Origin of the sequence: Massilia varians (assembly GCF_027923905.1) — a bacterium.
In the GTDB taxonomy this organism is placed as follows: Bacteria; Pseudomonadota; Gammaproteobacteria; order Burkholderiales; family Burkholderiaceae_D; genus Telluria; species Telluria varians_B.
Genome location: NZ_AP026966.1, coordinates 1,649,528 through 1,664,034 on the forward strand (window position 1 = coordinate 1,649,528; position 14,507 = coordinate 1,664,034).

12 protein-coding genes are annotated in these 14,507 nt (G+C 66.2%); 6 read left to right on the top strand and 6 right to left on the bottom strand.

The window, feature by feature from the left end; genetic code table 11:
- Nucleotides 1-154: 154 nt before the first annotated feature.
- Entirely contained in the window at nt 155-1,981 is a 1,827-nt protein-coding gene (locus MasN3_RS07565; protein WP_281913338.1) for a sensor histidine kinase, read from the bottom strand.
- Nucleotides 1,982-2,245: 264 nt separating this feature from the next.
- Nucleotides 2,246-4,003: a glutamine--tRNA ligase/YqeY domain fusion protein gene (locus MasN3_RS07570; RefSeq protein ID WP_281913339.1), complete on the bottom strand. Its 1,758-nt coding sequence runs from the start codon at nt 4,001-4,003 to the stop codon at nt 2,246-2,248.
- Nucleotides 4,004-4,271: 268 nt separating this feature from the next.
- Between MasN3_RS07570 and MasN3_RS07575 the strand changes: the two genes are divergently transcribed.
- From MasN3_RS07575 to MasN3_RS07595, 5 genes are read left to right on the top strand one after another with little or no spacing between them, the layout of a single operon-like run.
- Nucleotides 4,272-4,562, top strand: coding sequence for a DnaJ domain-containing protein (locus MasN3_RS07575; protein WP_277487747.1), 291 nt, complete (start codon nt 4,272-4,274; stop codon nt 4,560-4,562).
- 16 nt (nt 4,563-4,578) lie between these two features.
- Nucleotides 4,579-5,085: a hypothetical protein gene (locus MasN3_RS07580; RefSeq protein ID WP_281913340.1), complete on the top strand. Its 507-nt coding sequence runs from the start codon at nt 4,579-4,581 to the stop codon at nt 5,083-5,085.
- On the top strand, nt 5,082-5,864 hold the full coding sequence (locus tag MasN3_RS07585) for a hypothetical protein (RefSeq protein WP_281913341.1): 783 nt from the start codon (nt 5,082-5,084) through the stop codon (nt 5,862-5,864). The genes MasN3_RS07580 and MasN3_RS07585 overlap by 4 nt, the downstream gene beginning before the upstream one ends.
- A gap of 17 nt (nt 5,865-5,881) precedes the next feature.
- Complete coding sequence (locus tag MasN3_RS07590; protein ID WP_281913342.1) at nt 5,882-6,754, top strand: hypothetical protein; 873 nt, start codon at nt 5,882-5,884, stop codon at nt 6,752-6,754.
- A 10-nt stretch (nt 6,755-6,764) separates the two neighbouring features.
- Nucleotides 6,765-7,979, top strand: a complete 1,215-nt coding sequence (locus MasN3_RS07595; RefSeq protein ID WP_281913343.1) for an MFS transporter — start codon at nt 6,765-6,767, stop codon at nt 7,977-7,979.
- A gap of 11 nt (nt 7,980-7,990) precedes the next feature.
- Here the strand turns inward: MasN3_RS07595 and MasN3_RS07600 are convergent, their stop codons facing one another.
- The gene (locus tag MasN3_RS07600) at nt 7,991-8,479 is read right to left on the bottom strand and encodes a hypothetical protein (protein WP_281913344.1); all 489 of its coding nucleotides are present in this window, start codon (nt 8,477-8,479) and stop codon (nt 7,991-7,993) included.
- A gap of 170 nt (nt 8,480-8,649) precedes the next feature.
- Between MasN3_RS07600 and MasN3_RS07605 the strand changes: the two genes are divergently transcribed.
- Nucleotides 8,650-8,973: a hypothetical protein gene (locus MasN3_RS07605; protein WP_209588127.1), complete on the top strand. Its 324-nt coding sequence runs from the start codon at nt 8,650-8,652 to the stop codon at nt 8,971-8,973.
- Here the strand turns inward: MasN3_RS07605 and MasN3_RS07610 are convergent, their stop codons facing one another.
- The 3 genes from MasN3_RS07610 to MasN3_RS07620 form a co-directional block, all read right to left on the bottom strand.
- Nucleotides 8,974-10,227: a CaiB/BaiF CoA transferase family protein gene (locus tag MasN3_RS07610; protein WP_281913346.1), complete on the bottom strand. Its 1,254-nt coding sequence runs from the start codon at nt 10,225-10,227 to the stop codon at nt 8,974-8,976. It lies immediately after the preceding gene.
- 35 nt (nt 10,228-10,262) lie between these two features.
- A complete protein-coding gene (locus tag MasN3_RS07615) occupies nt 10,263-12,035 on the bottom strand; it encodes a cation:proton antiporter domain-containing protein (protein ID WP_281913347.1) in 1,773 nt (590 codons plus the stop codon).
- A gap of 121 nt (nt 12,036-12,156) precedes the next feature.
- A complete protein-coding gene (locus MasN3_RS07620) occupies nt 12,157-14,475 on the bottom strand; it encodes a family 1 glycosylhydrolase (protein ID WP_281913348.1) in 2,319 nt (772 codons plus the stop codon).
- Between the last annotated feature and the right edge of the window lie 32 nt (nt 14,476-14,507).

The following is a 14,507-nucleotide window of genomic DNA, read 5'->3' on the forward strand; positions in this document are numbered from 1 at the left end:
CATGGCGCAATTAATCGGAAGTCAGGAACTGCGTGTTGAGCGGTGGCAGTGGTGACAATTGTCCTGCGACCCGTCAGGCTTAATGTTGAGTTCTGTCAACCGATAAACTGCTGTGCTGAAACGAGACAGCCTGGCCGCAACACTCGGCCAATGTTCATGCGATGGCCGGCAGCACGGCATCGCTGTCGTATTTTGGGGTAGCGGGCGTTTCGGATGGATACCCGGTCACGGGAATGGTAACAACGATGGTGGTGCCGGTATCCGGGCCGCTGCTGATCGAGAAGCTGCCGCCCAGGATGTTGACGCGCTCCTCGATGCCCACCAACCCAAAGGAACCGTTGCGGTTGCGGCTGCCCGGCTGCATGCCGATGCCGTTGTCGCGGATCGTCATGGTCAACATGTCGGCATGCTGGTGCAGGTCGATCCGTACCCTGGTCGCGCGCGCGTGCCGGGCCACGTTGTTGAGCGACTCCTGCAGAATGCGAAAGAAGGCGGTGGCGCATTGGTCGTCGAGGTGGTGTTCGGTTTCGTCCTCGACCAGTTCGCATTCGATCCCGGTACGGCGCGCGAAATCAGTCACCTGCCAGTCCACCGCCGCGTTCAGGCCGAGGTCGAGCACATTCGGCCGTAGGTCGTTGATGATCTGGCGCACACTGCGGATGGTGAGGTCAATCTGGCGTACGGTCGCGTTGGCGCGTTCGTACAGGCGGCCATGGCGGTCGCGCGTGCGGTTGGCGAGGATCTCGGCCTCGATCTTCAGCGCCAGCAGATTCTGCCCGAGTTCGTCGTGGATTTCGCGCGCGATGCGCTTGCGCTCGCCCTCCTTGATCTGCTCCGCGTGCGCGGCCAGTTGGCGCAGCTTTTCATTAGTGGCCTGCAGTTTGGCCTGGCTGGCGCGCAGTTCCCGGGTCATGTCCTCGGCCATGCGCAACGCGCTGCGACGCGAGGAAGCCATCGTCTGGAACAGCGCGAAGAGCAGCGCGGTGCTGAGCGCACCGGCGAGGGCTGCCAGCCAGGGATAGTAGAAGTCGAAGCGGGTGTACAGTGCGGACCTTGCGATGCTGAAATCGGCGCGCCACACCCGGTGGTTGAAGTGGATCGGCAGGTCGGCGTGCAGCATGTTGCCCTTGTCTGTGATGGCCGGCGGGAGCGGCTGCGCTGCCGTCGCATGGCTGTCATAAAGGATTGCGCTGTGCTGAGGCTCACCCGGCTCGAGCGGTACCTCGTTCAGGTCGGTGAGTATCAGGCGCACCCCGTCGGCCGGGAATCCCTCGAGCACCCCGTTGACCATGCGGTTGACGCCGAAACCGATGCCGACAGAGCCGAGGTAAGCGGCGCGGCGTCTGGCGACGGTGTCGACCGGCATGTCGTTGCGGTACACCGGCAAGCGCATCGCGAGTACGTTCTGGATGGGACCGGGCAGTATCTTGACGCGGAAGCCCGAGGCGGTCATGGTATTGTTGTCGCGCGACTCTGCCACTGTGTGGCGGATGTAGCTGCGCGCCTCCAGGTCGAGGCCGAGTGTGCCGAGGGTTTGCGGAGTAGCGGGTTCCATGTAGACAATGACCGTGTAGCTGTCGCGGCCGGGCACGGGACGCAGTGGCGTCGCAGGCTCGGGCATGCCGTACTGCCGCAGACGGCGACGTACGTCGGCCTCGATCGCCGGCAGTCCAGTCGGGCCGACGGTACGCGCATAATTCATGGCCTCGATGCCAGGAAAGTTGCGGGGCGTGTCGAGCTGCTCGACGTAGTAGCGAAATTCGTCGGCGCTAGCATTCGGTTTGGCATGGAACAGCCCGGCCATGCCGCGCAGCACGTCGGTATAGCTTTTGATACGGGCCTCGATCGCAAACTGGGCGGTGCGTGCCATGGCGCGAAAGCGCGTCTGGGCATCGGTTTCGATTGCCTTGGCGGTCGCCAGGTAGAGAGCAGCGCCGACCGTTACGGACAGCACGGCCCCTGTCAGCACCGCCGTCGGCATGACGACATGATGAGTGGAGTGGCTGCGGTGAGACATGGTCCGTAAACTCGCTTAGAAGGTGAACTCGTCGCGTTAATGCGACATACATTCATACGCTAAGCCTCTTTACTGAACGAAGAACCTATCAGACTTACTAGCTATAGCAAATATGCAACAAAGTGAGCGGAATGGAAAGCTCGCCGACTGGTAAAAAACAAAGGGAGTAATGCCTTCCAGCATTACTCCCCCTTGAACTGCCTCCTCAGCAGGATGACATAAGAGAAATTATTTCCCCCAGCTATCCTTCAAGGTCGTGACGCGGTTGAACACCGGCTTGCCCGGCTGCGAATCCACGCGGTCGGCCACAAAATAGCCGTGGCGCTCGAACTGGAAGCGCTGGTCGGCCACCGCGTCCTTCATGCCCGGCTCCAGGTAGGCGGTCACGGTCTCGAGCGCGTTCGGGTTGAGCGCGGCCTTGAAGTCCTTGCCGCCGGCGTCCGGCTGCGGTTCAAGGAACAGGCGGTCGTACAGGCGCACCTCGGCCTCGAGCGCGGTGGCCGCGCTGACCCAGGTGATGTTGCCCTTGACCTTGTAGTTGTCCGCGCCCGGCGTGCCCGACTTCGAATCCTCGAAGTACTTCACGTGCACGGCCGTCACCTTGCCGTTCTCGTCCTTGTCGTAGCCGGTGCACTCGACCACGAAGCCGTACTTCAGGCGCACGCGCGAACCCGGCTGGTCGCCGCTAGGTGGGGTGAAGCGGTGGTAGCCCTTGGTCGGGGTTTCCATGAAGTCTTCCTGCTCGATCCACAGCTCGCGCGTGAACGGGAAGCTGCGCACGCCCATCTCCGGGTGGTGCGGATGGACCGGCGACGAGCACGCGACCGACTCGCCTTCCGGGAAGTTGTCGACGATGAGCTTGAGCGGACGCAGCACGGCGATGGCGCGCGGCGCCTTCGGATCGAGGTCGTCGCGCAGCGCGCCTTCCAGCGTGCTCATGTCGATCCAGCCGTCGGCCTTGGACACCCCGATGCGCTCGCAGAACAGCTGGATCGATTCCGGCGTATAGCCGCGGCGGCGCAGGCCGACGATGGTCGGCATGCGCGGATCGTCCCAGCCGGTCACCACGCCGGTATCGACCAGCTCGCGCAGTTTGCGCTTGGAGGTCACGACGTAGGTCAGGTTCAGGCGCGCCATCTCGTACTGGCGCGGCACCGGGCGCTGGAAGAAGCCGCCGTCGGCCAGGGTGTCGACCAGCCAGTCGTACATCGGGCGGTGGTCCTGGAACTCGAGCGTGCAGATCGAATGGGTGATGTTTTCCAGTGCGTCCGAGATCGGGTGCGTGTAGTCGTACATCGGGTAGATGCACCAGGCGTCGCCCGTGCGGTGGTGGTGCGCATGGCGGATGCGGTACAGGGCCGGATCGCGGTTGGTCATGTTGGGCGAGGACATCGCGTCTTCCGACATCTTGGCGCGCAGGATGTGCTCGCCATCCTTGTACTTGCCGGCCTTCATGTCGCGGAAGAGCTGCAGCGATTCTTCCACCGGACGGTTGCGGAAGGGCGAGTTGGTGCCCGGCGTGCTGAAATTGCCGCGGTTCTTCGCCATCTCTTCGGGGCTCTGGCTGTCCACGTAGGCCTTGCCTTCGCGGATCAGGTATTCCGCCATCTCGTACAGCTTGTCGAAATAGTCGCTGGCGTAGTGCAGGTACTCGCCGTCGCCCTGTTCCCAGGTAAAGCCGAGCCATTTCACGGAATCCATGATGGTGTCGACGTATTCCTGGTCTTCCTTCTCCGGATTGGTGTCGTCGAAGCGCAGGTGGCAGCGGCCGTCATAGTCGCGCGCCAGGCCGAAGTTCAGGCAGATCGACTTGGCATGGCCCACGTGCAGATAGCCGTTCGGCTCCGGCGGAAAACGGGTGATCACGGGCGGCATGCCCTCGCGCTTGTGGGTGCCGGCTGCCAGGTCGTTTTCGATGATGGCGCGCAGGAAGTTCGACGATGGGGGATTGCCCGCAGCCGCCGGGGTATTTTTGTCGTTGCTCATGAAAAAGGATTTGAATAGGTTATTCCGGGCATTTTACCGTAACGCAGGGGCCAGCCTCCCCAGTATGTGGTGAAGCGCACGGTACGCCCTGTTTGGCAGAGACATACTTGGGGGTAGCGTCGGCCATTCGCAAGCTTCCACCATGATCGGCCGCCGCCGAGACCCGCTCTCGCCAACTTGTCGTTTTCTATAGGATAATCTCGTCCTTGCCGTTTTGCGGCCTCAGCTTTATGGCCCAGACCGTGGCCCATTCCCGGGAGAGTTCCAATTGGAAAATTTATACGCGATCCTCGGCGTTGCCCCGAATGCCGGCGACGACGAGATCAAGAAGGTCTATCGTTCGCTCGCGATGCGTTATCACCCGGACCGCAACCAGGCGCCGGGCGCCGAAGCGCGTTTCAAGGCCGTCACCAAGGCCTATGAAGTGCTGTCGGATCCGGTCAAGCGTGCCGAATACAACCAGAGCGTCAACCACCGCATCGTGCTCGATGCCGAGGCCGAAGCCTTCGAGCTGTGGCGCTCGCTGTTCGCGCTGAATGGCGTGAATCTACAGCAATGAACCAACAGGACACACAATGAAAAACGTACATCCCGAATTCTCGTTCCAGTCGCGCGAACTGGACGGCCAGATCGAGGGCACGCTGGGCGACCCGCCCAACAAGAAGAACTATGACATGATGGTCGACGCCCTGGTCTCGGAATACGCGGGCGGATCCGGCCTGGACGACGTCAACCTGATGGCCTTCGCGCTCGTTGACTGTATCAAGTTCAAGGATCCGAAGGGTTTGCTGCGTGAAGCCGCCGACTACGAAAGCGACGATCCTTCGCGCGTGTTCGCGATGGCCGAGTGCGCGGGGGAGCAGGGCAGCGCCATGTATGAGGCGATGACGGCGAACTATCCCGAGCTGGCGCGCCAGGCCATCATCACGGCCTTCCTGTACAAGAACCAGGGACGCTGGGAAGACGAGGACCGCGACTTCGCGCGCCTCGGCGAAGGCGACGAAGGCGACGACGACGTCGAAGACACGGCCGCCACCGACGACTTCACCCAGCTGTTCGATGCAGACGGAGAGCGCGAATGAGCGACGAGAACAAAGCCAACCTGCCGGCACTGACGAAGCAGGTCAGCGAACTGGTGCTGGCCGGCTCGCTCGAGCACGCCGAAGAGGCGTTCTCGCAGGCGGCTGACGAGCACGGCGACTATGCCGTGGTCGAAGTGCTGTCGACCCTGCCGCCGCAGGTCACCGCGCTGCACCTGTCCGGCTTCGACGGCGCCAAGACCTCGCTGGCCACCATGCTGGTGCCGCCCAAGGCCTGGGCCGACAGCCTGGCCTACATCGCCGCCACCTGGCCGGACAACCTGATCGAGGATGATCCGGAACGCATCGCCGAGAACCTGTTCAACCACGTGCATGGCATCGTCTACGCGAACGACGACGAAGACCGCCGCCACGAACTGCTCCAGGAAGCGTCCGCCACCGACCACGGCGCCACCGTGTTCGCCATCCTGTGGTCGCTGGCCCCGAAGGAGATCCTCGAGCTCGCCGGCGAAATCCTGTCGAAGGGCCGCTACGTCACCGCCCAGACCAGCGGCGACAGCGACATCGCGCCGCTGGCGGTCGACCTGGCCAAGGCCAGCGAGGATGGCTGGGAGCGTTCGCTGCTCGAGCTGTTCCCGGAATTCCGCCACAGCGCCGAGATGGCCGACGTCGAGCTGCCGGACGACCCGGACGAAGAGTCGCCCTTCATGCAGCGCAGCACGCGCGAACTGCTGTACCGCCTGCGCAAGCAGGTGCCGTCGGTGCGCAGCATGCCGCGCCGCGGCAGCCGCCGCAGCATGGGCACGGACATCTTCTCGTGAGCGGAGCGCCAGGAACCATGCTGCCCGCAATCGTCATCGAGAAGCCGCCGCGCCTGGTGCGCGCGATCAAGCTGCTGTCCACCGAGGCCACGCCCGACGAGGCCTCCCTGCTGGCGGAGGAGCTTGCCGGCATCACCGCCATGGTGGCCGAGAAGTTCACCAACGACCGCACCGCCGAGGGCATCCAGCGCGCGCTGCTGCTCACCGTGGGCGGGGTCTCGCTCGGCCTCGAGCATCTGGTCGACAGCGACGACGACCTCGACGCGCTCGATATCCTGATCGAGGAGGGCGCCGAGCTGGTGTTCCAGCAGGGCTTCCGTCTCGTCAAGGACTTGTCCGCGCTGCCCGAGGACAGCCTGGTGGGCGAATACGACCTCGATCCGATCTATTCCCAGCGCCGCCTGAAGGAACTGTTCGTCGACCTGTGCACGGCCGACCCGGGCGAGAGCTGGTCCGGCTACGAGCGCTACATCGGCCAGCTGAAGCAGCGCCAGGGCGTGCAGGCGATCGTGCGTGCGGCCCAGTGGATCCGCCGCCACCATTACGAAGGCCCGGTCAACGACCCGGACCTGAACGCCGAAGGCGTGATCGCGCTGGCGATCATCTTCGCGGTCGAGGGCGGCGGGCGCATCACGGCGCGCACCGGGCAGAAGGAGTTCGAACGCCTGGTGAAGTCGGTGCGCAAGAACGATCCGGACTTCGAAGCCGGCTGGGCCGCGCTGATGGCGCAGGTCCCGGCGCAGCACCAGCCCATCATCGCCGAGCGCATCGCCACCTACCGCGAGCACTGCACGGTGCTGCAGCACATCAAGACCAAGGCCACCATGAAGCAGCTCTTTACCGAGCTGGAAAACTACGCCGGGTCCGAACTCGACCCGGACCTGCCGTAACGGGTCCGCCGTGACGGATGCACGCAGTCCGATCGCGGCGGGAAGTCCGGCTTTCCGCCGCATCAACCGCGCCATGGCCTTCGGCGGCTTCTCCGTCTTCGCGCTGCTCTACTGCGTCCAGCCGCTGATGCCGCTGCTGGCGCGCGACTTTTCCCTCACACCCGCACAATCGAGCCTGGCCTTGTCGGTCTCCACCGCCACGCTGGCGGTGGCGCTGCTGCTGTCGGGCAGCGTGGCCGAGCGCATCGGCCGCAAGCAGCTGATGGTGGCCTCGATGGTCGGCGGGGCGCTGCTCACCTTGCTGTCCGCCTTCGCGTTCGATTACACCCAGCTGGTGGGTGCACGCATGCTGCTCGGCCTGGTGCTGGGCGGCCTGCCGGCGGTGGCGATGGCCTACCTGAGCGACGAAGTCGAAGGGGGCTCGCTCGGCCTGTCGATGGGAATGTACATCAGCGGCAGCGCCTTCGGCGGCATGAGCGGGCGGGTGCTGTCCTCGGTGATCAGCGACTTCGTCTCGTGGCGCATCGCGGTCGGGCTGCTGGGCGTGGCCGGGCTGGTCGCGGCCTGGGAGTTCTCGCGCAGCCTGCCGCCATCGCGCCATGGGACATCGAAGCGGGCGCGGGGGCCGGGCTTTGTCGATGGCCTGCGCACGCACCTGGCGGACGAAGGCCTGCCCTGGCTGTTCGTGCTGCCGTTTCTCCTGATGGGCTGTTTCGTCAGCCTGTACAACTACATCAGCTACCGATTGCTGGCGCCGCCCTTTGGCCTGAGCCAGAGCGCGGTGGGCGCGGTGTCGCTGCTCTACCTGCTCGGCATGTTCAGTTCGATGTGGGCGGGCAAGCTGGCCGACCGGCTGGGGCGGCGCAACGTGCTGTGGCTGGTAATTAGCGTGATGATCGCTGGACTTCTCGTGACGCTGCACGATTCGGTGCCCGCCATCGTGCTCGGCGTCGGCCTGGCCACCTTCGGCTTCTTCGCCTCGCATTCGGTGGCCAGCAGCTGGGTCGGACGGCGCGCCCGTCCGCCGCAGGCGCTGGCTTCCGGCATCTACCTGTTCTGCTACTACCTGGGGTCGAGCGTGGTGGGCTGGTTCACCGGCTATGTGTGGGAACACCGGGGCTGGCCGGGCGTGGTGGGCGTGCTCGGGGCGCTGCTCGGGGTGGGGATGCTGATTGCCTTGCGGCTGCGCCGGCTGGCGCCGGTGGCTGGCGTCCGTTCGTCGTGATACGGGGCGGGCTAGGCGTAGCCGTGATAGTCGAAACGGCCGAGACGTTTTTCCAGCGGATCGTATTCGGCATCGAAATAGCACTGACCGCCATCGTTCACGTTGAAAAAGGTCTCCGACAGCCGCCATCGGGGCGTGTCGCGGACATTGCAGGCGCCGGCCAGCCGCACAACATACCTGTCGTCGCGGGACTCGCCGCGGAACTGGATGGCGTATGTCGTGATGCGGGCCTTGTCGCCAAATAGCTTGTTGGCGCCGATCCTGGCCTCGACCAGCGCTTGTATTTGCCGCACGGTTTCCAGCGGCACCTGCCACGCGCCGCCGCGCACTTCATGCCAATTCGGCAACGGGCTGATGGGCGCAAGGTATGCCGCTGCGCCGGGAGGCCTGACGGCCCAGTCCGGCGCTGCGATCCTGATGTCCTGGACGCCAGGCGCCGCGTGTGCCGGACCGGCAAGCAGGAAGGCTGCAAGCAGCAGTGGATGGGCTGGGCTGGGCATGATCAGTCAAGGAGGAAGGGAGAATTGCATGACTCTACCGTATTTCGCCTTGCGCCACGCGCCCCAGCATTGACGCGCGCACGCCAGAAACGCGTGCTTGATATCCCTGCTGGGAGGACTAAAGTGATTGATCCGAGCGGTTTCACCGCCTTACTTTCAGGAGGTCAATCATGTTGCAAGCTGCCGAAATCCAACAACGCTTCAGCCAGATCCAGCAGACCATCAACCAGGCCGAAGAAGTCACCCGGAACGACCAGGGCGCGCCGAGCGAGATCCGCGACTGCATCCAGAAGATCGCCCACGAAATGCCGGAAGCCCAACGCGTGATGCAGTCGAACGACCAGATGCGGATGGTGCAATGCATCGACCGGCTGGAAGAGATGGGCGACGAAGCCAAGCGCATGTGCCGCAGCGCCCAGCCTTCGCCCCAGGTCGCCTCGGTGGTGACGCGGGTGCATGACGTCCTGTCGGACCTCAAGCACCAGCTGCATTGATCACACCACCCCTTTGCCGCGCAAGGCGGCAATCTCCGCCTCGCCGAGGCCCAGCACCTCGCCGAGTACCTCGTCGGTGTGCTGGCCCAGCAGGGGCGGGGCCTTGTCGCTGGTGGCGGGCGTGGCCGACATCCGGATCGGATTGCGCACCAGTTTCACCTTGCCCGCGCGCGGATGCGGCAGTTCGATCGCGACTTCACGCGCCCGCACCTGCTCGTTGGCGAACACCTCGCCGATGTCGTTGATCGGCCCGCAGGGCACACCGACCGCTTCCAGCAGGGCGATCCACTCGTCGCGCCGCTTCTCCTTGACCATCCCGGCCAGGATCGGCACGAGAAGGTCGCGGTTCTGCACGCGCAGCGGGTTGGTGGCGAAACGCGGATCGCTCCCCAGCTCGGGACGGCCGCCCGCTTCGACGAATTTCTGGTACTGCCCGTCGTTGCCGGTGGCGACGATGATGTGGCCATCGAGGCAGGCGAAGGTCTGGTAGGGCACGATGTTGGCATGCGCATTGCCCCAGCGCTTGGGCGGCTTGCCGCTGTTGAGGTAATTGCTGCCCACGTTGGCCAGCATCGCCACCTGGGTGTCGAGCAGGGCCATGTCGATGTGCTGCCCCTCGCCGGTACGGTCACGGTGGGTCAGGGCGGCCAGCACCGCCACGGTCGCGTACATGCCGGTCATCAGGTCGGTGAGGGCCACGCCCACTTTCTGCGGGCCGCCGCCCGGCAGGTCGTCGCGTTCGCCGGTGACCGACATTAGGCCGCCCATGCCCTGGATCAGGAAATCGTAGCCGGCGCGGTGGGCGTAGGGGCCGTCCTGGCCGAAGCCGGTGATCGAGCAGTAGACCAGGTCGGGCTTGATGGCCCTCAGGCTGTCGTAGTCGAGGCGGTAGCGTTTGAGGTGGCCGACCTTGAAGTTTTCCAGCACCACGTCGCAATGCTTGACCAGTTCGTGCAGCAGGGCCTGGCCTTCGCCGCTGGCGATGTCCACCGTCACCGAGCGCTTGCCGCGGTTCGCGGTCAGGTAATAGGCGGCTTCGCTGGTGTCCTGCCCTTGCGCATCCTTGGCGTAGGGCGGGCCCCAGGCGCGGGTGTCGTCGCCGTTGCCGGGGCGTTCGATCTTGATCACGTCGGCGCCGAGGTCGGCCAGGTTTTGCGAGCACCACGGGCCGGCGAGCACGCGCGACAGGTCGAGCACGCGGATGTGGCCGAGCGCCTTCGGCAGCGCGGCGGAAGGGGAAGCAGCTTGCGTCATTCTGTTCCTGTGGGGTTGTTCTTGCCAAGCCCGGATTATAGCTGTCCGCACGCGCCTTCCGGCTCCAGCAGCTTGGCCGTGAGCAGCTCGCGCTCATGGTCGACGATGCCGTCGACCAGACGCCCGTCCAGCCCCATCGCCTCCAGCACGAAGGCCGACAGCTGCAGGCTCGCTTCCAGCGTTTCCGGCACCACCACGCTGGCGCCGGCCAGGCGCAGGGCGCGCGCATGCTTCTCGTCGCGCGAGCGCACGAACAGGCGCGCGTGCGGGAACTCGCGGCGGATGCCGCGCACCGCCTGCATGCTCGATGCCGGATGGTCCATGGTCAGTACGATCGCCGGCGCTTCGTCGGCGTGAACCCTGCGCAGCAGCTCGGGGCGCGAGGCATTGCCGAAGTAGACCGGCTTGCCCTCGGCATGCAGCTTCGAAACCAGCTTGGCGTCGCACTCGAAGGCCACGAAGGGGATGTTCTGCTCGGCGAGCAGCTTGCCCAGCTGCTGGCCCACGCGGCCGAAGCCGGCGATGATCACGCGCCCGCGCGCCGGGTCCAGGGCCGCGTCGTCGCCGGCCGCGGCACGTTCGGCGCGCGCGTGTTCGCCGCGCTCGCCGATGGCGCGTCCCAGGCGCGCCAGCAGGGGCGTGACGAACAACGACAGTCCGACCACCAGCATCACCTGTCCGCCCAGGCTTGGGTCGAGCACCCGCGCGCTGACCGCGTAGCCGATCGCGACGAACGCGAATTCGCCGCCCTGGCCCAGCAGCAGGCCGCCTTCGATCGCGCGGCTCCAGGGCTGGCCGCCGATGCGCAGCAGGCTTGCCGTCACCAGGGTTTTCAGCAGCACCAGCCCGGCCAGCGAGGCCGCCAGGAGCAGGGGCGCGGCCAGGATCTGGCGGGTGTCGATGCTCATCCCGACGGTCATGAAGAACAGGCCCATGAGCAGACCCTTGAAGGGCTCGACCATCAGCTCGACTTCGTGCTTGAACTCGGTCTCGGCCAGCAGCAGGCCGGCGATCATCGCCCCCAGCGCCATCGACAGGCCGGCCGCGGCCGACAAGCCGGCGATGCCGAAGGTGCTCAGCAGGATCAGCGCCATGAACACGTCCGGCTGGCGGTGCTCGGTGAACGCGCGGAACAGCTTGTGGACGACGCGCCCTCCGACCAGGTAGATGAGGGTGATGGCGATGCCGGCCTTGAGCAGGGTGGTGAGCGCCAGGACGGCGACGCTGCCCCCGTCGCTGCCGCCGCCGCCGAGGGCGCCGATCAGGAGCAGGATCGGCACCACGGCGAGGTCTTGCAGCATCAGGATGGCGAAGGCCGCCTGGCCCAGCGGGGTGCCGGTGGTCCCCTGCTGGGCCAGCAACTGCAGCACGACCGCGGTGGAGGACAGCGACAGCACCAGGCCGATCACCACGGCGGACTGCGCATCGAGGCCGTAGGCCAGCAGCAGGACGCCGCCGACCAGCGCCGCGCTGGCCAGCACCTGCGCGGTGCCGGCGCCGAACACCCAGCGCCGCATCGCCCACAGGCGCGCCGCGGACAGCTCCAGGCCGATCATGAACATCAGGAACAGCACGCCGATCTCGGCCAGCGCCGCGATGCCCTGGTCGCGCGGGAAGGTGAGGAAGGCCAGCCAGGGGACCTCGCCGGCCAGCAGGCCCAGGCCGAAGGGGCCGACCAGAGTGCCGACGGCGAGGAAGCCGAGCACCTGGTTGATGCGCAAGCGCTGCAGGATGGGAATCAGGATGCCGGAGAGGATCAGGAAGAGGAGGATCTCCCGCAGGAAGGGAAAAGCGTGTTGTTCTTGCACGGTAGCGGCCAGGGAGTGTTCTTGGCCAAATTGTAACCGGAGCGTATGTACGGTGTGCGCGATGGCGGAACCATGCTGCAGGCATGGTTCCGCCCCTGCTTGCCGAGGCGCCCTTAGTGCCTCAGCAATTGCCGGCCTGGATCGCTTCCGGCGGCGTCTCTTCCTGCTGCCGGTGCCCGCTGGCCACCGGCTGGCGGCTTTCGGCGGTGTGCTGGAGTTCCTCGATTTCCGGATCGTGCACGTTGCGCAGTTCCAGGTAGCGGTCGAGGGCCTGGTCGAGGCGCGGCAGCAGGATGCCGCGCTCGCTGCTCAGGGCGCAGTAGGCGGGGCGCGCCGCCGGATAGGCAATGGCGCGCGCTTCCAGCCGGCTGGCATCGATGCCGGCCCGCTCGGCCGCCTTCAGGGCCAGTTCCGCCCAGGTGAGTTCGCCGCCATTGGCCAGGTGCCAGATGCCGGCTTCGCGGTCGATCGCCAGGTCGAGGCAGGCGTGCACCAGGTCCGGCACGTAGGTCGGCGTGATGGTCAGGTCGTTCGAGGCCGTGAAGGACTCGCCGCGCTCGAGGGCGTTCAGCGCCAGGGTGACGAAGTTGTACTGGTCCCAGGGGCCGAAGAAGGCGCTGGTGCGCACCACCAGCGCGCCCGGATGCGCTTCCAGCACCGCCGCCTCGGCCTCGGCCTTGCTGCGGCCGTAGACGTTCAGCGGCGCCACCGGGTCCGACTCCACGTAGGGACGGCTTTGCTTGCCGTCGAACACCAGGTCGCTCGAGAAGCTGGTCAGGTGGATGCCGTGGCGCGCGCAGGCCGCGGCCAGTGTCGCCGCACCCAGCGTGTTTTCGCGCAGGCAGCGCTCGGCGTCCTGCTCGGCGTCGTCCACCCGCACGTAGCCGCAGGTATTGATGACCGCCCACGGCTGGTGCTCGGCCAGGGCACGCTCGACCGAGCCGGCGTCGGCGATGTCCATTTCCTTGCGCGACAGCAGGCGGTAGGACAGGTTGCGCTTGCGGCACACGCGGGCAAAGGCGCGGCCCAGGGTGCCGGTGGCGCCCAGGATCAGGATCGGGGCGGCAGCCGTGCCCACCAGGCGGTGGCCGTCGGCCGAGATGGAGGTGAGCGCGGCGGGCGTGGCCACCGGCGGGTGGCACAGGAAGCGGCCCTGGCGGCGCCACCAGCCCTGGCCGCGCAGCACCGGATGCGACAGCGGAGTGCCCGAGGAAAGTTCCTTCATCATCCGTGCCAGCGCGGTCGGGCGCGGCATGGGCGAGCGCACGTCGAAGGGGCCCGGCTCGTAGTAGCCCCTGTTCTGCGTGACCAGGCTGTTCCAGTCGAAGGAACCGAGCAGCGACCAGACCGTGACGGCGCGCACGTCGATGCCGTTTTGCTGCGACTGCTGGGCCGCTTCCCAGATCTCGAGCAGCCAGCGCAGCTGGTCTTCGCGGTTGGCGTCGATGTGGGCTTCGGTGATGGCCAGCGGGATGCCGTAGCGGTCCCAGATCTCCGACAGCAGCGGGGCGATGCCCGGCGTCGGCGTGGCCAGCACGCGCGAAGCCTCGATGTCGGCGCAGGGGATGCCGTCGGCCACGCCGCGGTGGTGTTCGGGGAAGCGCTCCGGACGGTGGTCGAGCCAGCGCTCGGACGTGACGTAGTAGTTGACGCCGATGATGTCGGGCGGGCAGGGGTTGTCGCGGAACCATAGGAATTCTTCGGCCGCGATGCCGGTCTTGATCAGGTAGTTCCACAGCCTGTGTTGCTGGTCGACCATGCCGCACAGCAGGTCCCAGGCCAGCCAGCGGCGCTCGTTGTAGAACTCGGCCACGTGGGCGAGTTCGGGCGTGCCGTAGGTCTTGCCGAGGTCGTCGGTCTGGACCAGCTTGGCGTTCGGGTTGACGGCGCGGATGGCGCGCATCGCCAGCACCACGGCGCGGCACTGGACCAGCAGGGCTTCGATGAAGGTGCGGTCGTCGCGGCCGTGCGGGTACCAGACGCCGTACAGGCCGGCGAAGCGCGCGGTGGTGCAGGGCTCGTTGACCGGGGTGTAGTACTCGATCCAGGGATAGCGCGCGGCCACCGCGCCGGCATACTCGGCCAGGCGTTCGGCAAAGGCCGGGTCGACCAGGCTGGTGTCGCGCGGGCCGCTGCCGTGGTGGACCAGGCCGGCGATCGGCGTCACGCCGGCCTCGCGCAAGGCGTTCAGGCGCTCGTCGGCCCAGCGCCAGTCGGCGCTGGCCAGTCCGTCGGGCGCGGTGCGTTCCCATAGCACGGGATAGCGGATTGCGCGGATGCCGGTGGACGCGAAACGTTCGATGTCGCAGGCGCGGCCGTGGTGGCCGTTGCGCTCGAGCTGGCTGAAATACTCGTCGCGGACACGGTTGACCGTGCATTCGAGGCCGCCCCAGAGTTCGAGGGGACGGATTTGGCTGTTCGTGCTCTTTTGTGGATTCATCAGTTTCACCAATTATTAATTTTCTAACAACA

What these genes read in the sequence shown, in the direction of transcription:
- MasN3_RS07565 (WP_281913338.1), bottom strand. Translation starts at nt 1,981, where the DNA reads ATGCCGACGGCGGTGCTGACAGGGGCCGTGCTGTCCGTAACGGTCGGC.
- MasN3_RS07570 (WP_281913339.1), bottom strand. Translation starts at nt 4,003, where the DNA reads ATGAGCAACGACAAAAATACCCCGGCGGCTGCGGGCAATCCCCCATCG.
- MasN3_RS07580 (WP_281913340.1), top strand. Translation starts at nt 4,579, where the DNA reads ATGAAAAACGTACATCCCGAATTCTCGTTCCAGTCGCGCGAACTGGAC.
- MasN3_RS07585 (WP_281913341.1), top strand. Translation starts at nt 5,082, where the DNA reads ATGAGCGACGAGAACAAAGCCAACCTGCCGGCACTGACGAAGCAGGTC.
- MasN3_RS07590 (WP_281913342.1), top strand. Translation starts at nt 5,882, where the DNA reads ATGCTGCCCGCAATCGTCATCGAGAAGCCGCCGCGCCTGGTGCGCGCG.
- MasN3_RS07600 (WP_281913344.1), bottom strand. Translation starts at nt 8,479, where the DNA reads ATGCCCAGCCCAGCCCATCCACTGCTGCTTGCAGCCTTCCTGCTTGCC.
- MasN3_RS07605 (WP_209588127.1), top strand. Translation starts at nt 8,650, where the DNA reads ATGTTGCAAGCTGCCGAAATCCAACAACGCTTCAGCCAGATCCAGCAG.
- MasN3_RS07610 (WP_281913346.1), bottom strand. Translation starts at nt 10,227, where the DNA reads ATGACGCAAGCTGCTTCCCCTTCCGCCGCGCTGCCGAAGGCGCTCGGC.
- MasN3_RS07620 (WP_281913348.1), bottom strand. Translation starts at nt 14,475, where the DNA reads ATGAATCCACAAAAGAGCACGAACAGCCAAATCCGTCCCCTCGAACTC.